The organism is Streptomyces sp. NPDC029151 (assembly GCF_055564315.1).
On the sequence record NZ_JBVHWQ010000012.1, the window covers coordinates 226,752 to 248,858 of the forward strand.

The 22,107-nt window shown below is 73.1% G+C and carries 19 protein-coding genes; 9 read left to right on the plus strand and 10 right to left on the minus strand.

The features are described from left to right. Positions 1-123: 123 nt before the first annotated feature. The 5 genes from cseC to ACZ4VF_RS34060 form a co-directional block, all read right to left on the minus strand. The gene (cseC, locus tag ACZ4VF_RS34040) at positions 124-1,488 is read right to left on the minus strand and encodes a two-component system sensor histidine kinase CseC (protein ID WP_467930850.1); all 1,365 of its coding nucleotides are present in this window, start codon (positions 1,486-1,488) and stop codon (positions 124-126) included. Between the two features lie 13 nt (positions 1,489-1,501). Beyond that, on the minus strand, positions 1,502-2,206 hold the full coding sequence (gene cseB / locus ACZ4VF_RS34045) for a two-component system response regulator CseB (RefSeq protein ID WP_467930851.1): 705 nt from the start codon (positions 2,204-2,206) through the stop codon (positions 1,502-1,504). A gap of 80 nt (positions 2,207-2,286) precedes the next feature. Beyond that, positions 2,287-2,886, minus strand: a complete 600-nt coding sequence (locus tag ACZ4VF_RS34050) for a hypothetical protein (protein WP_467930852.1) — start codon at positions 2,884-2,886, stop codon at positions 2,287-2,289. A gap of 41 nt (positions 2,887-2,927) precedes the next feature. Then, on the minus strand, positions 2,928-3,467 hold the full coding sequence (locus ACZ4VF_RS34055; RefSeq protein WP_055703482.1) for a SigE family RNA polymerase sigma factor: 540 nt from the start codon (positions 3,465-3,467) through the stop codon (positions 2,928-2,930). Between the two features lie 276 nt (positions 3,468-3,743). Next, positions 3,744-4,619 (minus strand): HhH-GPD family protein, encoded by an 876-nt coding sequence (locus tag ACZ4VF_RS34060; protein WP_467930854.1) that lies wholly within the window; start codon positions 4,617-4,619, stop codon positions 3,744-3,746. Positions 4,620-4,799: 180 nt separating this feature from the next. Here ACZ4VF_RS34060 and ACZ4VF_RS34065 point away from each other — a divergent pair, with 180 nt between their 5' ends. Further along, positions 4,800-5,633, plus strand: coding sequence for a hypothetical protein (locus tag ACZ4VF_RS34065; protein ID WP_467930855.1), 834 nt, complete (start codon positions 4,800-4,802; stop codon positions 5,631-5,633). Between the two features lie 114 nt (positions 5,634-5,747). Here the strand turns inward: ACZ4VF_RS34065 and disA are convergent, their stop codons facing one another. Next, positions 5,748-6,872 carry a DNA integrity scanning diadenylate cyclase DisA gene (disA, locus tag ACZ4VF_RS34070; RefSeq protein ID WP_467930856.1) on the minus strand — a complete coding sequence of 375 codons (1,125 nt, stop codon included), beginning with the start codon at positions 6,870-6,872 and terminating at the stop codon, positions 5,748-5,750. Positions 6,873-6,952: 80 nt separating this feature from the next. After that, positions 6,953-8,362 carry a DNA repair protein RadA gene (gene radA / locus ACZ4VF_RS34075; RefSeq protein ID WP_467930858.1) on the minus strand — a complete coding sequence of 470 codons (1,410 nt, stop codon included), beginning with the start codon at positions 8,360-8,362 and terminating at the stop codon, positions 6,953-6,955. Between the two features lie 304 nt (positions 8,363-8,666). On the opposite strand from radA, the gene ACZ4VF_RS34080 reads away from it, so the two are divergent. Continuing rightward, complete coding sequence (locus ACZ4VF_RS34080) at positions 8,667-10,544, plus strand: BACON domain-containing protein (protein ID WP_467930859.1); 1,878 nt, start codon at positions 8,667-8,669, stop codon at positions 10,542-10,544. Positions 10,545-10,620: 76 nt separating this feature from the next. Here ACZ4VF_RS34080 and ACZ4VF_RS34085 read toward each other — a convergent pair whose 3' ends face one another. Then, complete coding sequence (locus ACZ4VF_RS34085; protein ID WP_467930860.1) at positions 10,621-11,496, minus strand: DUF3109 family protein; 876 nt, start codon at positions 11,494-11,496, stop codon at positions 10,621-10,623. 71 nt (positions 11,497-11,567) lie between these two features. Here ACZ4VF_RS34085 and ACZ4VF_RS34090 point away from each other — a divergent pair, with 71 nt between their 5' ends. The 4 genes from ACZ4VF_RS34090 to ilvD all read left to right on the plus strand — a co-directional run bounded on the left by ACZ4VF_RS34090 (position 11,568) and on the right by ilvD (position 16,091). Next, positions 11,568-12,500 (plus strand): Ppx/GppA family phosphatase, encoded by a 933-nt coding sequence (locus ACZ4VF_RS34090; RefSeq protein ID WP_467930862.1) that lies wholly within the window; start codon positions 11,568-11,570, stop codon positions 12,498-12,500. A 137-nt stretch (positions 12,501-12,637) separates the two neighbouring features. After that, positions 12,638-13,462, plus strand: coding sequence for a sugar phosphate isomerase/epimerase family protein (locus ACZ4VF_RS34095; protein ID WP_467930863.1), 825 nt, complete (start codon positions 12,638-12,640; stop codon positions 13,460-13,462). Continuing rightward, the gene (locus ACZ4VF_RS34100) at positions 13,459-14,142 is read left to right on the plus strand and encodes a TetR/AcrR family transcriptional regulator (RefSeq protein ID WP_467930864.1); all 684 of its coding nucleotides are present in this window, start codon (positions 13,459-13,461) and stop codon (positions 14,140-14,142) included. Before ACZ4VF_RS34095 ends, ACZ4VF_RS34100 begins: the two co-directional genes overlap by 4 nt. Before the next feature lie 95 nt (positions 14,143-14,237). Continuing rightward, the gene (ilvD, locus tag ACZ4VF_RS34105) at positions 14,238-16,091 is read left to right on the plus strand and encodes a dihydroxy-acid dehydratase (protein WP_467930865.1); all 1,854 of its coding nucleotides are present in this window, start codon (positions 14,238-14,240) and stop codon (positions 16,089-16,091) included. A gap of 88 nt (positions 16,092-16,179) precedes the next feature. On the opposite strand, the gene ACZ4VF_RS34110 is transcribed toward ilvD, so the two are convergent. Then, positions 16,180-18,324: a serine/threonine-protein kinase gene (locus tag ACZ4VF_RS34110; RefSeq protein WP_467930867.1), complete on the minus strand. Its 2,145-nt coding sequence runs from the start codon at positions 18,322-18,324 to the stop codon at positions 16,180-16,182. Between the two features lie 153 nt (positions 18,325-18,477). On the opposite strand from ACZ4VF_RS34110, the gene ACZ4VF_RS34115 reads away from it, so the two are divergent. The 3 genes from ACZ4VF_RS34115 to proC all read left to right on the plus strand — a co-directional run bounded on the left by ACZ4VF_RS34115 (position 18,478) and on the right by proC (position 20,414). Further along, complete coding sequence (locus tag ACZ4VF_RS34115) at positions 18,478-18,795, plus strand: SH3 domain-containing protein (RefSeq protein ID WP_467930868.1); 318 nt, start codon at positions 18,478-18,480, stop codon at positions 18,793-18,795. A 153-nt stretch (positions 18,796-18,948) separates the two neighbouring features. Next, a complete protein-coding gene (locus ACZ4VF_RS34120) occupies positions 18,949-19,491 on the plus strand; it encodes an EamA/RhaT family transporter (protein ID WP_467930869.1) in 543 nt (180 codons plus the stop codon). A 110-nt stretch (positions 19,492-19,601) separates the two neighbouring features. After that, entirely contained in the window at positions 19,602-20,414 is an 813-nt protein-coding gene (gene proC / locus ACZ4VF_RS34125; RefSeq protein WP_467930871.1) for a pyrroline-5-carboxylate reductase, read from the plus strand. 73 nt (positions 20,415-20,487) lie between these two features. Here the strand turns inward: proC and trpS are convergent, their stop codons facing one another. Beyond that, on the minus strand, positions 20,488-21,513 hold the full coding sequence (trpS, locus tag ACZ4VF_RS34130) for a tryptophan--tRNA ligase (protein ID WP_467930873.1): 1,026 nt from the start codon (positions 21,511-21,513) through the stop codon (positions 20,488-20,490). Positions 21,514-22,107 lie beyond the last annotated feature (594 nt).

Here is a 22,107-nt window from a genome sequence, read left to right on the forward strand (position 1 = left end):
GGACAGGATCCCGCCGACCGCGCCCGACCGCGCCCGACCGCGCCCGACCGCGTTCGACCGCGTCCGACCGAGGATGCCACGGAGGGGCCCGCCCCGTGCGGGGAGCGGGCAGCCGCAGCGGTCCTACGCGGGCCCCGAGCTCCCCCCGGACGTCGGCAGCATGGGATAGCTGCCGGTGCTGGTGGGCGCGTGTTCCGGTAGCCACAGGACGGCGACCGCTCCCTCGGCGGGGAGGTGGGCGGGGGTGCCCGCGGGGCGTACGTTGCGGAAGGTCAGCCGGGCGCCCAGGACACGGGCCTGGCCCGCCGCGATCGTGAGGCCGAGCCCGTGCCCCTGGCCCGCGCGGTCCTTGCTGCCGGTGCGGAACCGGCTCGGCCCCTCCGCGAGCAGCTCCTCCGGGAAGCCGGGGCCGTGGTCGCGGACGCGGATGACCCGCCCCTCCACGCTCACCTCGACGGGCGGCCGGCCGTGCCGGGCCGCGTTGGCGAGCAGGTTGAACAGCACCCGCTCCAGCCGCCGCGGGTCGGTCGTGACCTCCGACTCGTGCACCACGCGTACGGCGACGTCCGGATCCTTGGCCGCCACCCGCCGCGTCACGAACGCGCCGAGCATGATGTCCTGCAGCTCCGCCCGCTCCGAGGCGCTGTCCAGCCGGGCCACCTCCAGCACGTCCTCCACCAGGGTGCGCATGGCCTTGGCCCGGTCCAGGACGAGTTCCGTGGGCCGGCCGGGCGGCAGCAGCTCGGCGGCCGTCAGCAGTCCCGTCACCGGGGTGCGCAGCTCGTGCGCGATGTCCGCGGTGACCCGCCGCTCGGCCTCCAGCCGCTGCCGCAGCGTGTCCGCCATGGCGTCCACCGCGCGCGCGAGTTCGTCGGTCTCGTCCCGTACGACCCCGCCGATGGCCGTTTGCACCCGGACGCCGGTCTCGCCGGCCGCGGCCTGGTTCGCGGCGGCCGCCGCCTTGCGCAGCCGGCGGGACAGCTGCCCGCCGATCAGCACGCCCAGGGCGCTCCCGCCGAGCACGACCGCGACCGAGCCGATGACCAGCGCCTGGTCCAGGTCCCGCAGCATGTCGGTGCTGCGGGCCGGCAGATGGCTGTGCAGGGACAGCACATGCCCGTCCTTCACCGGTACGGCCGCCCAGATGTCCGCCTCCCCGTTGTGCTCGGAGACATCGCTGGCCCGCCGGCCCCGCTCGACCTTCTCGCGCAGCGCGGCCGGCAGTTCCGAGTCGTCGACCCGGATGTAGGGGAAGACCGGCCCCCGGTTCAGCTCGTAGTTGCGCTGGGCCATCAGGATCCGGTCGTTGGCCAGATCGCGCGCGTTGTCCAGCATCGAGACACGGGCCGCGTTGTGCACGACCAGGCTCAGTACGATCGCCACCAGACCCGCCACCAGCGCGATCGCCGCGCTGACCTTCCATCTGAGTCCGGTGCGCAGGCCCACGCGCTCCATGCGCCGGACCGGGTGCCGCAGAAACCCCCGCATGCCGTCGCCCCGCTCAGGCCTTCAGCTTGTAGCCGAAGCCGCGGACCGTCTCGATCCGGTCCTGGCCGATCTTCTGCCGCAGCCGCTGCACGTGCACGTCCACGACCCGGGTGTCACCGCCCCAGCCGTAGTCCCACACGCGTTCCAGCAGTCTGTCGCGGGAGAGCACGGTGCCCGGCGCGGAGGAGAACTCCAGCAGCAGGCGCATCTCGGTCGGCGTCAGCGCCACCGGCTGCCCGGCCCGGCGCACCTCCATGCCGTCGGTGTCGATCTCCAGGTCGCCGAAGGCCAGCGTGCCGCCGCCGACCCCCGACGCGGAGTCCTCCGCCTGCGCGGCCCCGCCGGCGTGCCCGAAGCGGCGCAGCACCGCACGGATGCGGGCGACCAGCACGGCACCGTCGAACGGCTTGGTCACATAGTCGTCGGCCCCGGCCTCCAGGCCCAGGACGACGTCGATGGAGTCGGCCCGCGCGGACAGCATGATCACCGGCACGGTCGACTCGTCGCGGATCCGGCGGCACAGGCTGACGCCGTCCAGGCCCGGCACCATGACGTCCAGCAGCGCGATGTCGGGGCGGTTCGCGCGGAACGCCTCCAGGCCCGACAGTCCGTCGGGCATGGCGGTGACCGCGAAGCCGTCCCGCTCCAGCGCCAGCTGGGTGGCCTCGCGGATGACGTCGTCGTCCTCGACGAACAGGACGTGGGTCTGGTCTGCCATCCCGGTGCTCTCAGTCCTCGTGGTGACTCGTGATGACGCGTGACGTCACCGGTTCTACAGGGGTACGGGTAGGGACGCGGTCAGCTGTCCGGCACGGGCGTCGGCCCCCCGCCCGCGGACTTGCTGTACTCGTTGCGGGTGGGCTTCCCCTCGGCGAACCGTCCCGCCTTCCACCGGTAGGGCGTCACGATCTCACCGGAGGGGTTGGAGATCGGGTCGCCCTTCTCGTAGAACTGCCTGGTCACCGACAGGGTGCCCCGGTCGATCTCGGCGTAGACCGGGGACTCCTCGCTCTTGAAGACGTTCCGGAACGTGCCGTCGTCGTCCCGGTACACGTACGAGCCGATACCGACCGCGTCGGCGCAGGTCAGCACGTTGACGACGACGTCGTCCACCGCTCCGCCGGTCAGGTCGCCGTAGGAGACGTCGACGGGGTACTCGTCGCCGCTGCACGGCTGGAGCAGCCGCTTCACCGCGCCCGACACCTTGGGATCGTTCATGACCAGCGCCACCGGATCCACCCGGTGGTACTTCCCCGCCCGGCTCGGAGAGGGGGAGTCGACGGCCCCGGCCACCGCCGAGGCGTGCGCCGGGCCCTCGTCCCGCGCGCCCGTGCCCCCGCTGCCGCACGCGACGACGAAAAGGGCGAGGGCGGCGAGCGCGGCCCCCGCCGCGATCACCGCCTGCGAACTTCCTCGGACCCATACGGGCCGGGCCCCGGTCAGGCCGCGCAACGCTCCCGCTCCTCACGCTCCAGCGCGCGTGCGTCCAGATCGCGGGCCTCCAGCTCCTCACGGAGCCGGGCGAGCGCCCGGTGCAGCGTGCTCTTGACCGTACCGGCCGACATGCCGAGGGCAGCGGCCGTCTCCTCTGTGGACATCTGCTCCCAGTGTCGCAGCACCACGACACTGCGCTGCTTCGGTGCGAGCACCTTCATGACATCCATCAGCAGGGCCCGGTCGGCGTGCTGCTCGGTCGAGTCCTCCACGGAGGCGTCCGGCAGCTGCTCGGTCGGCACCTCCTCCAGCTTGCGCGCCCGCCACCACTCGGTGCGCGTGTTGATCATGACGCGGCGCAGGTAGGCGTCGGCGAGCCGCTTGTCGGCGATGCCCTCCCAGCGGCCGTACGTCCGCACCAGCGCGGTCTGCAGCAGGTCCTGGGCGTCGACCGGGTCCGGCACCAGCCGGCGGGCGCTGCGCAGCAGCGCGTCCTGCCGGGTACGGACGTACTCCTCGAATTCGAGCACCTCGCCCTGCGCCATGACCAACCGCCTCCGTTCCCCGTTGTGCTTCCGGCTCACTGCCTGAAGTTCCGCTGTCCCCGCACCCGGTGGTCCGCCGGGCACGGAGAAGAAGCTACGGAGTGGTTGTCACGAGGCTGTGCGGACCAGCCTGCGGCTGGCAATCGGCTATCCGTCGGTTGTGTAACGGAAGCAGAAGAGGGGTAAGGCGAGGGGGGTGAATATCCCTTTATGCACCGCTTTGTCAGTGTCGGGCGCTCCGTAACGGAGCCCCCGGGACTGTGACCTGTCTGTGCGTCAGCCCAGCGGCAGCCGGTACAGCCCGTGCGGCAGCGGCTCCACCAGACCGTCCGCGACCAGACCGTCGAGCGCCCGCGCCCGCTGCACCGGCTCGTGCCACACCCGGTCCAGCACCGCCTGCGGCACCGGCGCGTGCGCCTCCCGCAGCACGGCCAGCAGCTTGCCGCGCACCTGCCGGTCCGTACCGGCGTACGTCTGCCCGCGGCGCGGCGGGCCCGCGTGCTCGGGCTTGCCCGCGAGCCGCCACGCGCACTGCGCGGCGATCGGGCACCGCGGGCACCCCTCGTTCTTCGCCGTGCACACCAGCGCGCCCAGCTCCATCGAGGCGGCGGCCCACCGCGCCGCGGTCCGCTCGTCCTCCGGCAGCAGCTCCCGCGCCAGCCGCCGCTCGGCGGCCGTGGTGGCGTTCGGCGGGTACTGCACACCCGTCACCGCCCGCGCCAGCACCCGGCGGACGTTGGTGTCCAGCACCGCGTGCCGCTGCCCGTACGCGAAGGAGGCCACCGCGGCGGCCGTGTACTCGCCGATGCCCGGCAGTGCCAGCAGCTGCGCGTGATCGGTCGGCACGTCCCCGCCGTGCCGTTCCGTTATGGCGACCGCGGCACCGTGCAGGCGCAGCGCGCGGCGCGGATAGCCGAGCCGCCCCCAGGCGCGCACCGCCTCGCCCGGCGCCTCCTTCGCGAGGTCGGCCGGGCGCGGCCAGCGGGCCAGCCACTCCTCGTAGACGGGCAGCACCCGGTTCACCGGGGTCTGCTGGAGCATGAACTCGCTGACCATCACGCCCCACGGGCCCGCCTCCGGGCGGCGCCAGGGGAGGTCGCGGGCGTGGGCGTCGAACCAGGCGATCACGGGGGCGTGCAGCATCTCAGTCATGGCCTTCCGATCCTGCCACGGGTTGGCGGACATCGTCGGTGACCGCGTGTTCACCGAGCGTGGCGAAAAGTGAAGAGCCGTGCCGTCCACGGCAGTTACCGGGATGATGATCCGGAAAAGTTGACGTCGGCGCGGCGGGTGACGCGGGCGAGCGCGGAGATCTCTCGTACAGTTTGCGCCGTGGGATCTCTGCGCAATCCGGTCGGGCCGCTTCCCTCCACCATCTACTGGCGTCGGAGGGTCGTACTGCTGTCCGTGGTCGCCCTGTTGGCGCTGGTGATCACGTGGATCGTCACCGCCGGCGGCGGGGGCGGCAAGAAGAACGCCGACGGGTCCAACGGCAAGAACCCCACGCACACCATCACGCCCGGACCGACTCCGTCCGGTTCGGCGATCAGCCAACACCCCGGCGGCCGCGAGGGTTCCGGGGGCGACTCCGGCGGCGGGACGGGCGGCGGCAGCGACGCCGGCAGCGGCGGCGGTTCCGGTTCGGCCTCCGGCGGGGGCGGCGGCTCGACCGAGGGCTCCTCCGGTGCGGGCGGCGGCTCGGGCGCGGCGTCCGGTGGCGGCGGCGTCGGCGCGGGCGACGCGCTCCCGGCCTCCTCCACGCTGCCCGACTGCACCTCCGGCGCGGTGGCGTTGAGCCTGCGCAGCACGCACAACTCCTACTCGCCGGACCAGACCCCGACCTTCGAACTCACCGCGAAGAACAGCTCGTCGGCCGACTGCAAGGTCGATCTGGGCCCGAAGAACGCGGTGTTGACGATCACCCCGGCGGACGGTGACGACACCTTCTGGTCCTCGGCCGACTGCCCCAAGGGCGCACGGAACCTGGTCTTCCGGGTGCCCGCGGGCCAGAGCATCACCTACACCGTGCGGTGGGACCGGGGTCCGAGCGCTCCGAAGTGCGCGAAGCCCTCCGGCGGTTCGGCGAAGCCGGGTACGTACCTGCTGGAGGCGAAGACCCCCGGGTTCGCCAAGGCGCAGGCTTCGTTCGTGCTGTCGGCGGACTGAGGACCCGGGCGGCGCGGTGCGTCGCCGGTTGCGGTTGCGGCTGCGGCGCGAAGACCTCCCCCGCAGCCGTCGTACGGCACACCCGTCCGAGCGCCTGGGCGCTCGGCCCCACCCTCAGACGTACCGCTCCAGGATCGACGACTCGGCCAGGCGGGACAGCCCCTCCCGCACGCTCCTCGCCCGTGCCTCGCCGACCCCGTCCACGGTCTGCAGGTCGTCCACACTCGCGGCCAGCAGCTTCTGCAGGCCCCCGAAGTGCTCCACCAGCCGGTCGATGATGGCGCCCGGAAGCCGCGGGACCTTGGCCAGGAGCCGGAAGCCCCGCGGGGACACCGCGGAGTCGAGCGTCTCCGGGGACCCGGTGTAGCCCAGCGCACGCGCCACCGTGCCGAGTTCGAGGAGCTCCGCGTGGGTCAGCGCGTCCAGCTCGGCCAGCGCCTCCTCGACCGTGCGGGACCGCTTGGCCGTCGGCTCGGGGACGTAGTCCCGGACCACCAGTTCGCGGTCGGGCTCGACCCCGGCGATCAACTCCTCCAGCTGGAGCGCGAGAAGCCGGCCGTCCGTACCCAGCTCCACCACGTACTCGGCGATCTCGGTGGCGATGCGGCGGACCATCTCGAGACGCTGCGCGACCGCCGACACGTCCCGGACCGTCACCAGGTCCTCGATCTCCAGCGCCGACAGCGTGCCCGCGACCTCGTCCAGCCGGAGCTTGTACCGCTCCAGCGTCGCCAGCGCCTGGTTCGCGCGGGAGAGGATCGCCGCCGAGTCCTCCAGGACACGGCGCTGCCCGCCGACGTACAGCGCGATCAGCCGCATCGACTGGGAGACCGAGACCACCGGGAAGCCGACCTGCTTGCTGACACGGTCCGCCGTGCGGTGCCGCGTGCCCGTCTCCTCCGTGGGGATCGTCGCGTCCGGCACGAACTGCACGCCCGCCCGGAGGATCTTCGACAGGTCGGACGACAGCACGATGCCGCCGTCCAGCTTGCACAGCTCGCGCAGCCGGGTCGCGGTGAACTCCACGTCCAGCACGAAACCGCCCGTGCACATCGCCTCGACCGTCTTGTCGGAGCCGAGCACGATCAGCCCGCCGGTGTTGCCGCGCAGGACCCGCTCCAGGCCGTCACGCAGCGCCGTACCGGGAGCCACGGCGCTCAGCGAGGCGCGCATCAGGCGATCGGAGCCGGCACTCCCACCGGACTTTCCGGGAGCTGCTGCCCGGTCGTTGGCTGCCACTGCACTCCTCCGGTCGCAGGTTCTGACGCGCCCCCCTCCCCGCACTCGGTTCGTACGGACGGGCGAGACCAGGGCAAAGTCTACCGGCGCTCCTCCGCCTCCCGTGGGGCCTCTCGGCGACGTGAGCGCGGCAGAACCCGGAGCGCCTCCCCCATGTCGGCGACCTCGAGGACCTTCATGCCGGGCGGCACCTTCCCCGGGTCGGCCGGTACGAGCGCGTGCGTGAAGCCCAGCCGGTGCGCCTCGGAGAGCCTGCGCTGCACGCCCGTGACCCGTCTGACCTCGCCCGCGAGCCCCACCTCGCCGATCGCCACCAGGTTCTTCGGCAGCGGGGTGTCGCTGGCGGCGGAGGCCAGGGCGAGCGCGATGGCGAGGTCGGCGGCCGGCTCCGACAGCTTCACACCGCCGACCGTCGCCGAGTAGATGTCCCGCTTGCCGAGCGCGCTGATCCGGCCGCGCTGCTCCAGGACGGCCAGCATCATCGACACCCGGGAGGTCTCCAGACCGGATGTCGTACGACGCGGTGAGGGGATCTGCGAGTCGACGGTCAGCGCCTGCACCTCGGCCACCAGCGGGCGGCGGCCCTCCAGGGTGACGGTCAGGCAGGTGCCCGGGACCGGCTCGGCGCGGCGGGTCAGGAACAGGCCGCTGGGGTCGGCGAGGCCCGTGATGCCCTCGTCGTGCAGCTCGAAGCAGCCGACCTCGTCCGTCGCCCCGTACCGGTTCTTCACCCCGCGCACCAGGCGCAGGCGGGCGTGCCGGTCGCCCTCGAAGTGCAGGACGACGTCCACCAGGTGCTCCAGCAGGCGGGGTCCGGCGATCGCGCCGTCCTTGGTGACATGGCCCACGAGCAGCGTGGACATGCCCCGCTGCTTGGAGGCGCGGATCAGGGCACCCGCCACCTCCCGGACCTGCGCCATGCCTCCGGGCGCGCCCTCGATCTCCGGGGAGGCCACCGTCTGCACCGAGTCGAGGATCAGCAGGGACGGCTTCACCTCGTCCAGGTGGCCCAGGACGGCGGCCAGGTCCGTCTCGGCCGCCAGGTACAGGTGGTCGTCGAGGGCGCCGATGCGGTCGGCGCGCAGCCGCACCTGGCTCGCCGACTCCTCACCGGTCACGTAGAGGGTGCGGTGCTCGGCGCTCGCCGACTTCGCGGCCACGTCCAGCAGCAGGGTGGACTTGCCGACGCCGGGCTCGCCCGCGAGCAGGACGACCGCGCCCGGTACCAGGCCGCCGCCGAGCACCCGGTCCAGCTCGGGCACACCGGTGGAGCGGGCGGTGGCCTGCCGGCCGTCGACCTGGCCGATGGGCAGCGCGGAGGTGCTCACGCGGCCCGGGGCCGTGGTCCGGACCGCGGGCGCGCCGTACTCCTCGAACGTGCCCCAGGCCTGGCATTCGGGGCAGCGGCCGAGCCACTTGGCCGTCTGCCAGCCGCACTCGGTGCAGCGGTAGGACGGACGGTCCTTGGTCGTCTTGGTACGGGCAGCCATGCGGAAACCGTAGCCCGCGGCACTGACAACGGGGTCCGCGGGACCGGGCGCGGCGGGCCGGGGACGGGGGGTGAGGAGCGGCGAGGGAGCGGTGAGGGAGGGGTGAGGGAGCGCTGAGGGAGCGCTGAGGGAGCGGTGAGAGGGGGGAACACGGGAGAGTGATCCGTTCTCGGTCGGCACCCGCCCGGATCCAGCCGCGGAATAAAGCGTTCCTGTCCCCTTATGAGGGATCGTTTCACCCGTACGGATTAAAAGTGCTCAAGGTTCCAGAACGGGCACTCCGCCGCCGCCTACGGTCGCACGGGTGATGAGCAGCAGTCCGGAGACCACGACCCGCACGACCGGCGCGCATCGGGCGCATCGCGAGGGACGCGAGGCACGTGAAGCGCGGCGTGAGGCGCGGGAGGCCCGCGAGGCCAGGAAGGCACGGGACCGTGCCGCCGCGCGCACCGTCGCCCAGCAGCCGCCGGCGCGCTACGAGCCGTACCTGGACGGGCTGTTCACCTACTGTCTGTCGGTCCTGTGCGACCACGACACGGCCACCGCCGCCCTCGGCGACGCCCTCGCCCTGGCCGAACGGCGCGGCCGCCGGCTCCCCGTGGCCGCCGGCGACCGCCGCGCCTGGCTGTACGCCCTCACCCGCTGGGCATGCCTGCGCAAGCTGGCCGAGGCCAAGCAGAAACGTCAGGCCACGCACGCGGCGGGCCGCACGGGAGCCGGGCGGGCAGCGGGGACGCCGAGCGGGGGAGGGTCCGGGGCGGGACCCGAGGCAGGGCCTGGAACGCCCCCCGGGGCACAGGCCGACTGGTACGGGAGCACCCCGGGCGCCGCCGGCCGCACCGGCACCACGGGGAAGACGGCCCCTGACGCGTCCCCCTCCCTCGCCCTCTCCCCGGACGTCCAGGAGCAGCGGCGCCGGGAACTCGCGCTGCTCGCCTGGCCGGAGGCGGCCGGTACGACGCCGGAGCAGCGCGAGGCCCTGGAACTCGCCGTCCGCCACCACCTGACCGCCCACGAGGTCGCCGCCGTCCTCGGCATGGAACCCGCCGCCGCGCGGGAGCTGCTCGCCTCCGCCGCCTGCGAGGTCGAGCGCACGCGCGCGGCCCTCGCCGTCGTCCGGACGGGCGGCTGCCCGAGCGTGGCCCACCTCACGGGAGACAGCAGGCTGGTCCTCAGCACCGCACTGCGCCGCGAGCTGGTCCGGCACGTCGACGACTGCCCGCGCTGCCGCCGCAGCGCAGAGCGCGCCGCCCCCGACCGCTGGCCCGGCGCCACGGTCACCCCCGCCGAGCTGCCCGTCCTCCAGGCCCCCCGTGCGGCCCTGCACACGGCCCTGACCCACCACACGCGCGTGCGGGGCGGGGCCGTACCCCGCTTCGACCGGCGCGGTTTCCCGATGGACCCCAAGGACCGCGCGGCCCGCCGCGACCGCCTGCGCGCGCGTGCCGTCACGACGACGGTGGTGGCCACGGTGGTGGCGGCGCCCGTGCTGGCCCTCTGGGCCGCCTACCGGGGCGGACCTGCCGGGGACGACGACGGCCGTTCCGCGACCGCGCGCGAGGCGCAGGGCCCCGAGGCGCTGGGCGGCGACACGACCGGCGGCTACGAGAACGCGGGGAACGCCAGCGTGCGGTCGGGCACCCGCTTCGGCAAGGACGGCAAGGCGGACGTGTCCGTCGAGGTCGTCAGCGTGGGCGGCGCCGGCGAGAAGGGCACGGGACAGCTGGCGGTCAGCGCCGCCAACGACGGCGACACCACGCTGATCACCCTGACGGCGTCCGGTGCGTCCGAGGTGCGCTGGTCGGTCTCCACGTCGGCCGCGTGGCTCTACTTCAGCCGGTCCGCGGGAACCCTCGCACCCGGGCAGACGTCGACGGTCAAGGTGTACGTCGACCATCTGCGCGAGCCGTCCGGCCACTGGCGCGCGCGGGTGGCGGTGGCTCCGGCGGGAGCGGTGGTCACGATCGACGGCTACGGCACGGCCCCCACCCGTCCGACCCCCCGGACTCCCTCCGCACCCCCCTCTCCGCCCCCCGGCACACCCCCCACCGAGCCGACCCCGACCCCGACCCCGCCCTCCACGGACCCGACCCCGACCCCCACCACCCCGTCACCCACCGACACCCCGCCGTCGACGCCGACCCCCACCGCGACGGAGGACCCGAGCCCGTCGGACACCTAGGAGCGGAGAGGCAGCCGTGCCCCCGGCCGCGCGGCGGCGACCGCCCGGCGCACCGGGGCGGGCCGGTGATGCCGGGTCAGGGAGCCGGATCGGCGGGGTGGGGAGCCAGGAGGGGGAGCCGGGACGCCAGGCGCTGTTCGCACAGCTCGACCAGACGGTCGTAGCCCGCCTTGCCCATCAGCTCCGTCAGTTCGGCCCGGTAGGACACGTACACCGGCTCACCCGCGCCGTGCGCCGAGGTCGCCGAGGTGCACCACCAGTGCAGGTCGTGGCCGCCGGGACCCCAGCCCCTGCGGTCGTACTCGCCGATGGACACCTGCAGGACGCGCGTGTCGTCGGGCCGGTCGATCCAGTCGTACGTCCGCCGGATCGGCAGCTGCCAGCACACGTCCGGCTTGGTCTCCAGCGGCTCCCGCCCCTCCCGCAGCGCCAGGATGTGCAGCGAGCAGCCCGCGCCGCCGGCGAACCCGGGCCGGTTCTGGAAGATGCACGAGCCCTGGAAGGGCCGGGTCTGCCGGGAGCCCTCGTCGTCCTCCGAGACCCATCCGTTCCGCGTGCCCTCCGCGTGGTGCTGCCAGATGTCGGGCGTGAGCCGCGCCACATGCCCGGCGACCCGCTTCTCGTCGTCCTCGTCCGAGAAGTGCGCCCCCAGCGTGCAGCACCCGTCGTCCGCCCGGCCCGCCTCGATGCCCTGGCACCCACTGCCGAAGATGCAGTTCCAGCGAGAGGTCAGCCATGTCAGGTCGCAGCGGAACACCTGCTCCTCGTCCGCCGGATCCGGGAACTCCACCCAGGCGCGGGCGAAGTCGAGCCCCTTCTCGTCGCTCATCTCCGCCTCCCTGGAGATCATGACGGCCTTGCGTACTTTGCCGCCCTTGCCCGGCTTGTCCGGCTTGGCGGTTCCGTCGGTCTTGTCGGCCTTGTTGACCTTCGCCTTTTTCGTCTTTGGCACCCGTCCAGGGTAAGTGGCCAGGGGTCGCTCCGGGGACCGAGCACGGACCTTCTGGCAGTAGCGTTCCGTATATGAGACTCGGTGTCCTGGACGTGGGTTCGAACACGGTGCATCTGCTGGTGGTGGACGCCCACCCCGGCGCGCGCCCGCTGCCCGCGCATTCGCACAAGGCCGACCTCCGGCTCGCCCAGCTCCTCGACGACAGCGGTGCCATCGGCGACGAGGGCATCGACAAGCTGATCGCCGTCGTACGGGACGCCCTCCAGGCCGCCGAGGACAAGGGCGTCGAGGACCTGCTGCCGTTCGCGACCTCCGCCGTCCGCGAGGCCACCAACGCCGACGAGGTCCTCGCGCGCGTGGCCGACGAGACCGGCGTACGGCTCCAGGTGCTCGCCGGCGCGGAGGAGGCCCGGCTCACCTTCCTCGCCGTACGCCGCTGGTTCGGCTGGTCCGCCGGAAAGCTGCTGGTCCTGGACATCGGCGGCGGCTCCCTGGAGATCGCCTTCGGCATAGACGAGGAACCGGACGCGGCCGTCTCCCTCCCGCTCGGCGCCGGCCGCCTCACCGCCGGCTGGCTGCCCGGCGACCCGCCCGCCCCGGAGGACGTCCGCGCCCTGCGCCGGCACGTCCGCACGGAGATCGCCCGCACGGTCGGCGAGTTCAGCCGCTTCGGCGCCCCCGACCACGTCGTCGCCACCTCCAAGACCTTCAAGCAGCTCGCCCGCATCGCCGGCGCCGCCCGCAGCGCCGAGGGCCTCTACGTCCAGCGCGAACTCAAACGCGAGTCGCTGGAGGCCTGGGTCCCGAGGCTGGCCGGCATGACGACCGACCAGCGCGCCGAACTCCCCGGCGTGTCCGACGGCAGGGCCGGCCAGCTCCTCGCGGGCGCCCTGGTCGCCGAGGGCGCGATGGACCTGTTCGCCGTGGAGAGCCTGGAGATCTGCCCCTGGGCCCTGAGGGAGGGCGTGATCCTCCGGCGCCTCGACCACATGGGTTCCGCATAGCGCCCCCGAAGGCACGCGGCCGCGCCGGTACGCGGCTCCCCCGCGGGGGCGCGAGACCACGCGTCCGCGGCCGCATCCATGGCATACCTCACAACGGCGCATAGGCACCCAACACCGGCACCACCCAACGCCGTAAGGTGACGGACGTGGCTGAACCAACGGACGTGCGCATCGCTCTGTCGACCGCCTCCGTCTACCCGGAGTCGACGGCGACGGCCTTCGAGATCGCCGGACGCCTCGGGTACGACGGGGTCGAGGTCATGGTGTGGACCGACCCGGTCAGCCAGGACATCGAGGCGCTGCGCCGGCTGTCGGACTACCACGGCGTCCCGATCCTGGCCGTCCACGCCCCCTGCCTGCTGATCACCCAGCGGGTCTGGTCCACCGACCCCTGGGTGAAGCTCCAGCGGGCCCGGGTGGCGGCGGAGAAGCTGGGCGCCTCCACCGTCGTCGTCCACCCGCCGTTCCGCTGGCAGCGCCAGTACGCCCGGGACTTCGTCGACGGGATATGGCGGATGGCCGACGAGACGGACGTACGGTTCGCCGTCGAGAACATGTACCCCTGGCGCTACCGCGACCGCGAGATGCTCGCCTACGCCCCCGACTGGGACGTCACCCACGACGACTACCGGCACTTCACGATCGATCTCAGCCACACGGCGACGGCCCGCACCGACGCCCTGGACATGGTCGACCGCATGGGGGACCGGCTCGGGCACGTCCACCTCGCCGACGGCCGCGGCTCGGCCAAGGACGAGCACCTGGTTCCCGGCCGCGGCACCCAGCCCTGCGCCGAGCTGCTGGAGCGTCTGGTGCGCACCGGATTCGACGGTCACGTCGTGATCGAGGTCAACACACGGCGGGCGATGTCCGGAGCCGAGCGCGAGGCCGACCTCGCCGACGCCCTCGAATTCACGCGCAAGCACCTGACCGCGGCGGCCGTACGGACCCCCCGCCGATGACCGGGAACCCGCCCCCGGCGACGGACGGCCCCCCGCCCGGGCCTCCGGCGGGGGACGGCCCCGACTCCGCGCCCGAGCCCGCCCCCCGGGGCCGCCGCCGTGGCCGCCCCCCGCGTACCGAGTCCGCCGGCACCCGGGACCGTATCCTCGCCGCCGCCCGCGAGGAGTTCTCCGCGCGTGGCTACGAGAAGACGTCCGTACGCGGCATCGCCAAGGCGGCCGGCGTGGACTCCGCGCTGGTCCACCACTACTTCGGCACCAAGGAGCAGGTCTTCGAGGCGGCCGTCGAGGTCGCCTTCGCGCCCGCGCTGAACGCCCCGCACGCGGTGGCCGACGGCCCGGTGGAGGGCGTGGGGGAGCGGCTGACCCGCTTCGTCCTCGGGGTCTGGGACAACCCCACGACCCGTGCGCCCCTCCTGGCGATCCTCCGCTCCGCCGTGAACAACGAGACCGCCGCCGCCGTCTTCCGCCGGCTGGTCGCGGCCCAGCTGCTGCGCCGGGTCGCCGCCCAGCTGGACCTGCCGGACGCGGAGCTGCGCGCCGAGCTGGCGGCCGCCCAGATCGTGGGCACGGCGATGATGCGCTACGTGATCAGACTGGAGCCGCTGGCCTCGGCGGACCTGGAACAGATCATCGCCCGCGTCGCTCCCGTCGTACAGGGCCACCTGACGGCTCCGTGAAACGAGTGTCCCGCAATTCGGACACCGTGTCCCGCCACCTGGATGACCGGCGTACGCTCGACATCAGCCAGATCCGTCTGAAGGAGCGAGCGACGATGCCCGAGCTGAGGTCCCGCACAGTCACCCACGGCCGCAACATGGCGGGCGCCCGCGCCCTTATGCGCGCCTCCGGTGTACCCGGTGCGGACATCGGCCGGAAGCCGATCATCGCCGTCGCGAACTCCTTCACCGAGTTCGTGCCGGGCCACACCCACCTCCAGCCGGTCGGCCGGATCGTCAGCGAGGCGATCAGGGAGGCGGGCGGCATCCCGCGCGAGTTCAACACCATCGCCGTGGACGACGGCATCGCCATGGGCCACGGCGGCATGCTGTACTCCCTGCCCTCCCGCGACCTGATCGCGGACTCGGTCGAGTACATGGTCGAGGCGCACTGCGCCGACGCCCTGGTCTGCATCTCCAACTGCGACAAGATCACCCCGGGCATGCTGATGGCCGCCCTGCGGCTGAACATCCCGACGGTGTTCGTCTCCGGCGGCCCCATGGAGTCCGGCCGCGCCACCCTCGTCGACGGCACGGTCCGCACCCTCGACCTGGTCGACGCGATCTCCGACGCCGTCAACGACAAGATCTCCGACGAGGACATCCTCCGCATCGAGGAGAACGCCTGCCCGACCTGCGGCAGCTGTTCCGGCATGTTCACCGCCAACTCGATGAACTGCCTGACCGAGGCCATCGGCCTCTCCCTGCCCGGCAACGGCTCGGTCCTCGCCACCCACACCGCCCGCCGCGCCCTGTACGAGAACGCGGCCCGCACGGTCATGGACATCACCCGCCGCTACTACGAGCAGGACGACGACACCGTCCTGCCCCGCAACATCGCCACCTTCCAGGCCTTCGAGAACGCCATGGCCCTGGACATCGCGATGGGCGGCTCCACCAACACGATCCTGCACCTGCTGGCCGCCGCCCAGGAGGCCGGCGTCCCGTTCGGCCTGGACGAGATCGACGCCGTCTCGCGCCGCGTGCCCTGCCTGGCGAAGGTGGCGCCCAACGTCGCCAAGGACCGCACGTACTACATGGAGGACGTGCACCGCGCCGGCGGCATCCCCGCCCTGCTCGGCGAACTGCACCGCGCCGGCCTGCTCAACGAGGACGTGCACGCCGTCCACAGCCCCTCCCTCTCCGACTGGCTCAAGACCTGGGACGTGCGCGGCGGCTCCCCGTCCCCGGAGGCGGTCGAGCTGTGGCACGCGGCCCCCGGCTGCGTCCGCTCCGCCGAGGCCTTCTCCCAGTCCGAACGCTGGGAGGCCCTGGACGAGGACGCGGAGAACGGCTGCATCCGCTCCGCCGAGCACGCCTACTCCAAGGACGGCGGCCTCGCGGTCCTGCGCGGCAACCTCGCCGTCGACGGCTGCGTGGTCAAGACGGCCGGCGTCGACGAGTCGATCTGGACCTTCGAGGGCCCGGCCGTCGTCTGCGAGTCCCAGGAGGAGGCCGTCCAGCGGATCCTCACCCAGGAGGTCAAGGACGGCGACGTCGTCGTCATCCGCTACGAGGGCCCCAAGGGCGGCCCCGGCATGCAGGAGATGCTGTACCCGACCTCGTACCTGAAGGGCCGCGGCCTCGGCAAGACCTGCGCCCTGATCACCGACGGCCGCTTCTCCGGCGGCACCTCCGGCCTGTCCATCGGCCACGCCTCCCCCGAGGCGGCCTCCGGCGGCACGATCGCCCTGGTCCAGGACGGCGACCGCATCCGCATCGACATCCCGGGCCGCAGCATCGAGCTGCTGGTCGACGAGGCCGAGCTGGCCCGCCGCGCCGAGGCCCTGAACGGCGTGTACGCACCGAAGAACCGCGACCGCAAGGTCTCCGCCGCCCTCCGCGCCTACGCGGCGATGGCGACGAGCGCCGACAAGGGCGCGGTGCGCGACGTGTCCCGGCTGGGCTGACGGCCCGACACGCCCCGACAGGGCCGGCGGATCGTGGGAGGGGTCGCCTTGTGACGGGGGCGGCCCCTCCGCCCTGTCCGCGACGGCGTCACCAGGCCGACGGTCTCCGGCCGTCCACGGCGAACACCGTGCCGTCGGGCGCCGCGGCGAGGACACGGTCGCCGACCGGCACCGGAGCCGGCGGTGTGCTCATGACCCGCGCGGAGTTCGCGCCGAGGCGCGCCGGCGTCTGCCCGACGAGCCGGCCCTTCCCGGCGTCCACGGCGAGCAGCCGCCCGTCGCTCGCGGTGAAGAACACCCGCCCGCCCCGCACGACCGGCTGCGAACCACGGCTCGCCGACGTCTCCAGGTGCCACAGGCGCCGGCCCGACCGCAGGTCCACGGCGTCCAGCGAGCCCCCGGTGGCCAGCACGTACACGACGTTCCCGCGCACGGTCGCGTGCGCGCCGTCGAGCACGGCGGGCAGCGCCACGCGCCGGGTCGCACCCGTCGCCGGGGTGTAGCGGACGACCTCCTTCGCGCCGTACGCGTCGTCCACGCCCAGGAAGAACACCGAACCGTCCCGCGCGGCGAACGGCTTGAGCCAGCCGCGCAGCCGTACGTCCCACCGCACCCGCCCGGTCGCCGGGTCCACGGCGGTCACCCGGGTGCTCGCCCCGTCGGCGGACGTACGGGTCGCGTACGCCGACGCCTCGCCGGTGGCCGCGTCCCCGGGCAAGGCGGCGAAGGAGGGCACCCCCTGACCCGGCACCGTCCCGCGCCAGCGCGTGTCGCCGGTCGCGCCGTCCACCCCGGTGACCGTCCCGTCGGCACCCGCGAGCAGCGCCGTACCACCGGCGTACCGCACCGTCGTCCCCGCGGGCAGCCGGCGCTGCCACACCTGCCTGCCCGTGGCCGGATCGAGCCCCGCGAGCCGTGAGCCGCCGTCCGTGTACGGCTGCACCAGACCACCGGAGACGGCCGGCGGCGCGCTCGTGGACCGGGTGTCGACCGAGCGCCGCCACAGCAGCCCGCCGCCGTCCGGCGAGAGCGCGAAGACGACCCCGGGCCGCGCACAGAGCAGCTTCCCTGCGCCGTACGCGCACTGCGGCATGCCCTCCCCGCCGGCCGCCGGCCGCGCCGACCACGTACCGCCGGAGGCCGCCGCCAGCACCGGCGCACGCTCACCCCCCGGTGACCGATCGTTTCCGCCGGACACCCACACCGCGGCGAGAGCGCCCAGCAGCGCCAGCCCGAGCGCCCCCGCCCCCAGCGCCACCGCCCGCCGACGACGGAGCCGCCCCGCGGACACGGAGCCCGCCGCCGACTCCGACGGGGACACGGGTGCCGCCTCCGGCGCGGACTGCGCAGCGCAGAGCTCCGCACCCGTCCGCTGCGCCGGTATGAACGCCTGCGTGTCGTACGACGCCGCCTCCGAGCGCAGCTCCCGCATCAGCTCGTCCGGGGTGGGCCGGTCCCCGGGCTCCTTGGCGAGGCACCGCCGCACCAGCGGCGCCAGGCCCTCCGGTACGCCGGTCAGGTCCGGCTCGTCGTGAACCACCTGGTAGGCGACGACGTACGGGCTGTCGGAGTCGAACGGCCCACGCCCGGTGGCCGCGTGCACCATGACCGAACCGAGCGCGAAGACGTCGGCCGCAGGACCCACCTCACGCGGGCGGCGGAACTGCTCGGGCGCCATGAACGGCGGTGTGCCGATCAACTTGCCCGTCTCCGTGCGCAGTTCGCTGTCCTTCGGCCGCGAGATGCCGAAGTCGATGACTTTCGGCCCGTCCTCGGCCAGCAGCACGTTGCTGGGTTTCAGGTCCCGGTGCACGACTCCGACCCGGTGGATGTCCCGCAGCGCCTCCGCGAGCCCGGCCATCAGCCGACGCAACTGCCCGGGCGGCATGGGACCCTTCCGTTTCACATGGTCGGAGAGGGTGGGCCCGGGGATGAACAGGGTCGCCATCCAAGGCCGTCCGGCTTCCGGGTCGGCATCCACGACGGACGCCGTGAAGGCACCGCTGACCCTGCGCGCCGCGGCCACCTCCTGCCGGAAACGGCCCCTGAACTCGGGGTCCCGCGCGAACTCGGCGTGCACCACCTTCACCGCGACCCGCATCCCCGACGTGCTCCGGGCGAGGTGGACGACCCCCATGCCACCGGATCCCAGGCAGGACTCCAGCCGATAGTGACCGGCGTACTCGGGAAGTTCCGCTTCCGCGCCCGCTCCGGTGTTGCGCTGTGGCGACATGGACCCCCCCGTGCTTTTCGTCCGTGCGCGCGACGCACGGAGCCTAGTCGATGACTCGTACGAGACAGAGGCGGCTTGCTAGCGTCTGCGGGCGAGTCGCGCGCACGCGTTTCGCGCCGAGTTCCAGTGTCATCACGGGGGAGGAGCACGATCATGTCAGTCGACCGCGCACAGGAGACCGGACTCACCGACGAGGGCACGGCGGTACAGGCGGCGGCAGCCGTCCGCACCTACGCCGTCGCCCCCGGTGTCCGGCTGAACGTCCGCAGCGGCCCGGGCACCCAGTACAACCTGGTGCGCGTCCTGCCGGAGGGTGTCCGGGTGCCGATCTACTGCCAGACGCCGGGCACGACGGTGTCGGGCCCCTACGGCACGACCGGCATCTGGGACCTCATCGACAGCGGCGAGTACGTCTCGGACGCCTACGTCCACACGGGCAGCGACGGCTACGTCGCCCCCCGCTGCGGCTGACCGGGCCCACGACCACCCCTGGACCCGGCCCACTCCGGTGGGGGCGGGCCGGGTCCAGGGGCGGACCGGTGCTCCGGGGAGGGCGCGAGCTCCCCCGGGTCCGGCAGCCGCCCCACGCGCCGGCCCGCCGCCCCCCGGCGCCATAATCGTCCCGTGAGCGACGAAAGCGGCACCCCGGACACCTCGGCGGACTCCGTCGGCCACGCGGCCGAGGACGACGGTGCACCCCGGGGCGGTGGCCCCCGCCCCGAGCCCCTGCGCTTCTTCGGCACGTCCTGGGTGCACCACGACCAGGGCTACGCCGCCCGCCGCGCCGGGGTCGCCACCGGCTCCCTGGCCGCTGCCGCCGCCTCCTGCCTGGTGCTCCGCTTCGCCTACGAGGGCATCCGGATCGCCGAGACCGGGTCCTTCGTGACCGTCCTGGTCGTCGTGATGTTCGCGTTCTGCAGCGCGCTCGCCTTCCGCAACACCTGGGAGGGCTTCGGCAAGCGCCACGACCCCCAGCGCCAGGCCGGCCTGCGCGGCCTCCTCGCCATCGGCTTCGTCGGCTCCCTCCTCGCCTGGTTCTTCCGCGCCCTCACCGAGGCACCGGGCGAGAAGCTGCACCGCGAGGAGTACGAGAAGGCCCGCGAGGCCCACGCCCGCCGCACCACCCGCCGCACCGGCGACCCGTCGAAGAAGAAGCGCCACCGGTAGAACGCCGCACGCCGCACGCCGCACGCCGTGACCGCGAGCGCGCGCCCGGCCCCGTTCCGCCCACCGGACAGCCGCCCCGCCCGCCACACCCCGGTGCCAGACTGAACCGCATGAGCCAGAAAGTCGCAGTCCTCGGCACCGGAAAGATCGGCGAAGCCCTGCTCAGCGGAATGATCCGGGCCGGCTGGTCACCCGCCGACCTCCTGGTCACCGCCCGCCGCCCCGAACGCGCCGAGGAACTCCGCGCCCGCTACGGAGTCACCCCGGTCGGCAACACCGAGGCCGCCAAGACCGCCGACACCCTGATCCTCACGGTCAAGCCGCAGGACATGGGCACCCTCCTGGACGAACTCGCCCCGCACGTCCCCGCCGGCCGGCTGATCATCAGCGGAGCCGCCGGCATTCCCACCTCCTTCTTCGAGGAGCGCCTGGCCGCAGGCACTCCCGTCGTCCGTGTCATGACCAACACGCCCGCCCTCGTGGACGAGGCCATGTCGGTGATCTCCGCCGGCAGTCACGCCACCGAGCGGCACCTCGCGCACGCCGAGGAGATCTTCGGCGGCGTCGGCAAGACCCTCCGCGTCCCCGAGAGCCAGCAGGACGCCTGCACCGCGCTCTCCGGCTCCGGCCCGGCGTACTTCTTCTACCTGGTCGAAGCCATGACCGACGCCGGCATCCTGCTCGGCCTGCCCCGCGACAAGGCCCACGACCTCATCGTCCAGTCCGCGATCGGCGCCGCCGTGATGCTCCGCGACAGCGGCGAACACCCCGTCAGACTCCGGGAGAACGTCACCTCCCCCGCCGGCACCACGATCAACGCCATCCGCGAACTGGAGAACCACGGCGTACGGGCCGCCCTCATCGCCGCCCTCGAAGCCGCCCGCGACCGCAGCCGCGAACTCGCCTCCGGCAAGAAGGACTGACGCCGGGAGGGCTGGCGCCAGGAGACTGACGCGAGGAGGACCGGCCCGGCCGACCCCGCCGAGCGCCGCCCGGCTAACGCGCGGCGCTCAGCGAAGGCTCCCCCACGGGCGGCAGCAGCCCGATCGCCCGGTAGGCCGCATCGACCGTCGGCCGAGCCACCGCCCGCGCCTTCTCCGCACCATCCCGCAGCACCCCCTCCACATACGCCGGATCCGCGCACAGCTCCCGGTGCCTGGCCTGCAGTGGCCGCAGCACCTCCACCACCGCCTCCGCGGTGTCCTTCTTCAAAGAGCCGTACGAGTCGTAAACGCCCGCCAGCGACTCCGGGTTCCCACCCGTGCACGCAGCGAGAACATCCAGCAGATTCGCGACGCCCGGCCGCCCTTCCCGGTCGTAGACGACCTCCCGGCCGCTGTCGGTCACCGCCCGCAGCACCTTCTTGCGCACCACGTCCGGCTCGTCCAGCAGGTAGACGACCCCCGCCCCCGAGTCGTCCGATTTCCCCATCTTCCGCGTCGGCTCCTGCAGGTTCATCACCCGCGCTCCCACCGGCGGCAGCGTCGCCCTCGGCACCACGAACGTGTGCCCGTACCGCTGGTTGAACCGCACCGCCAGGTCCCGGGTCAGCTCCACGTGCTGCGCCTGGTCCTCCCCGACCGGAACCTCGTCCGTGCCGTACGCCAGGATGTCCGCCGCCATCAGCACCGGATAGGTGAGCAACGACAGGCGCACGCTCCCCCCGCGCTCGCGCTCCTTGGCGGCCTTCTCCTTGTACTGGATCATCCGCCGCATCTCCCCGTCGGACGCCACGCATTCCAGCAGGTGCGACAGCCGGGTGTGCTCGTCCACATGGCTCTGCAGGAACACGGTGCACACGTCGGGGTCGAGCCCGGCCGCGAGCAACAGCGTCGCCGTCTGCCGGCTGAGCCTGCGCACCCGCGCGGGGTCGTGGTCCACGGTCAGCGCGTGCAGGTCCACCACACAGAACAGCGAGTCCGCCCGGTACTGGTCCGTCTCGGCCCAGCGCCGCATGGCCCCCACGTAGTTGCCCAGGGTCAGGTGCCCGGTCGGCTGAATCCCGCTGAAGACCCGAGTCATCTCCACTCCACCTTCTGGTCGGGACCGCCGCCCCCGCGGCCGGCCCCCTCAGATCCGGAGGGAGATACGAGAACGGCCGCCGAAGCGGCGGCCGTTGAGTGCATACGTGAGTCCGGCCGCCGTCAGGCGGCCCACCAGAGCTGGGTGCACGTACGCGTCATCACGTCCCCCACAGTACGCCTCCGGGGTGCTTCCCGGGCCTGAGTTGACACACCCCGTGCCCATCCGTAGTGTTCTCCGAGTTGTCCGACGTGAGCGCCGACTCCGGTCGGTCCCCGGACAGCCATTCCGCAAGTACCACCCTCTGAATCGACACTCTGCTGTCGAATGCTTTGGCGTGCGTATTAGCGAAATGAGGAATCCGCGTTCGAAAAGGACGCCGGCCCCCGATTAGCTCGGGAGCAAGGAATCCGCTAAAGTCTCACTCGTCGGAACGGCCCAACAGCCGGGAAGACAAACCCCGCCGACCGGGGATCGGACGCCGAAAGGATCTGATAGGGTCGGAAACGCAAGACCGAAGGGAAGCGCCCGGAGGAAAGCCCGAGAGGGTGAGTACAAAGGAAGCGACCGTTCCTTGAGAACTCAACAGCGTGC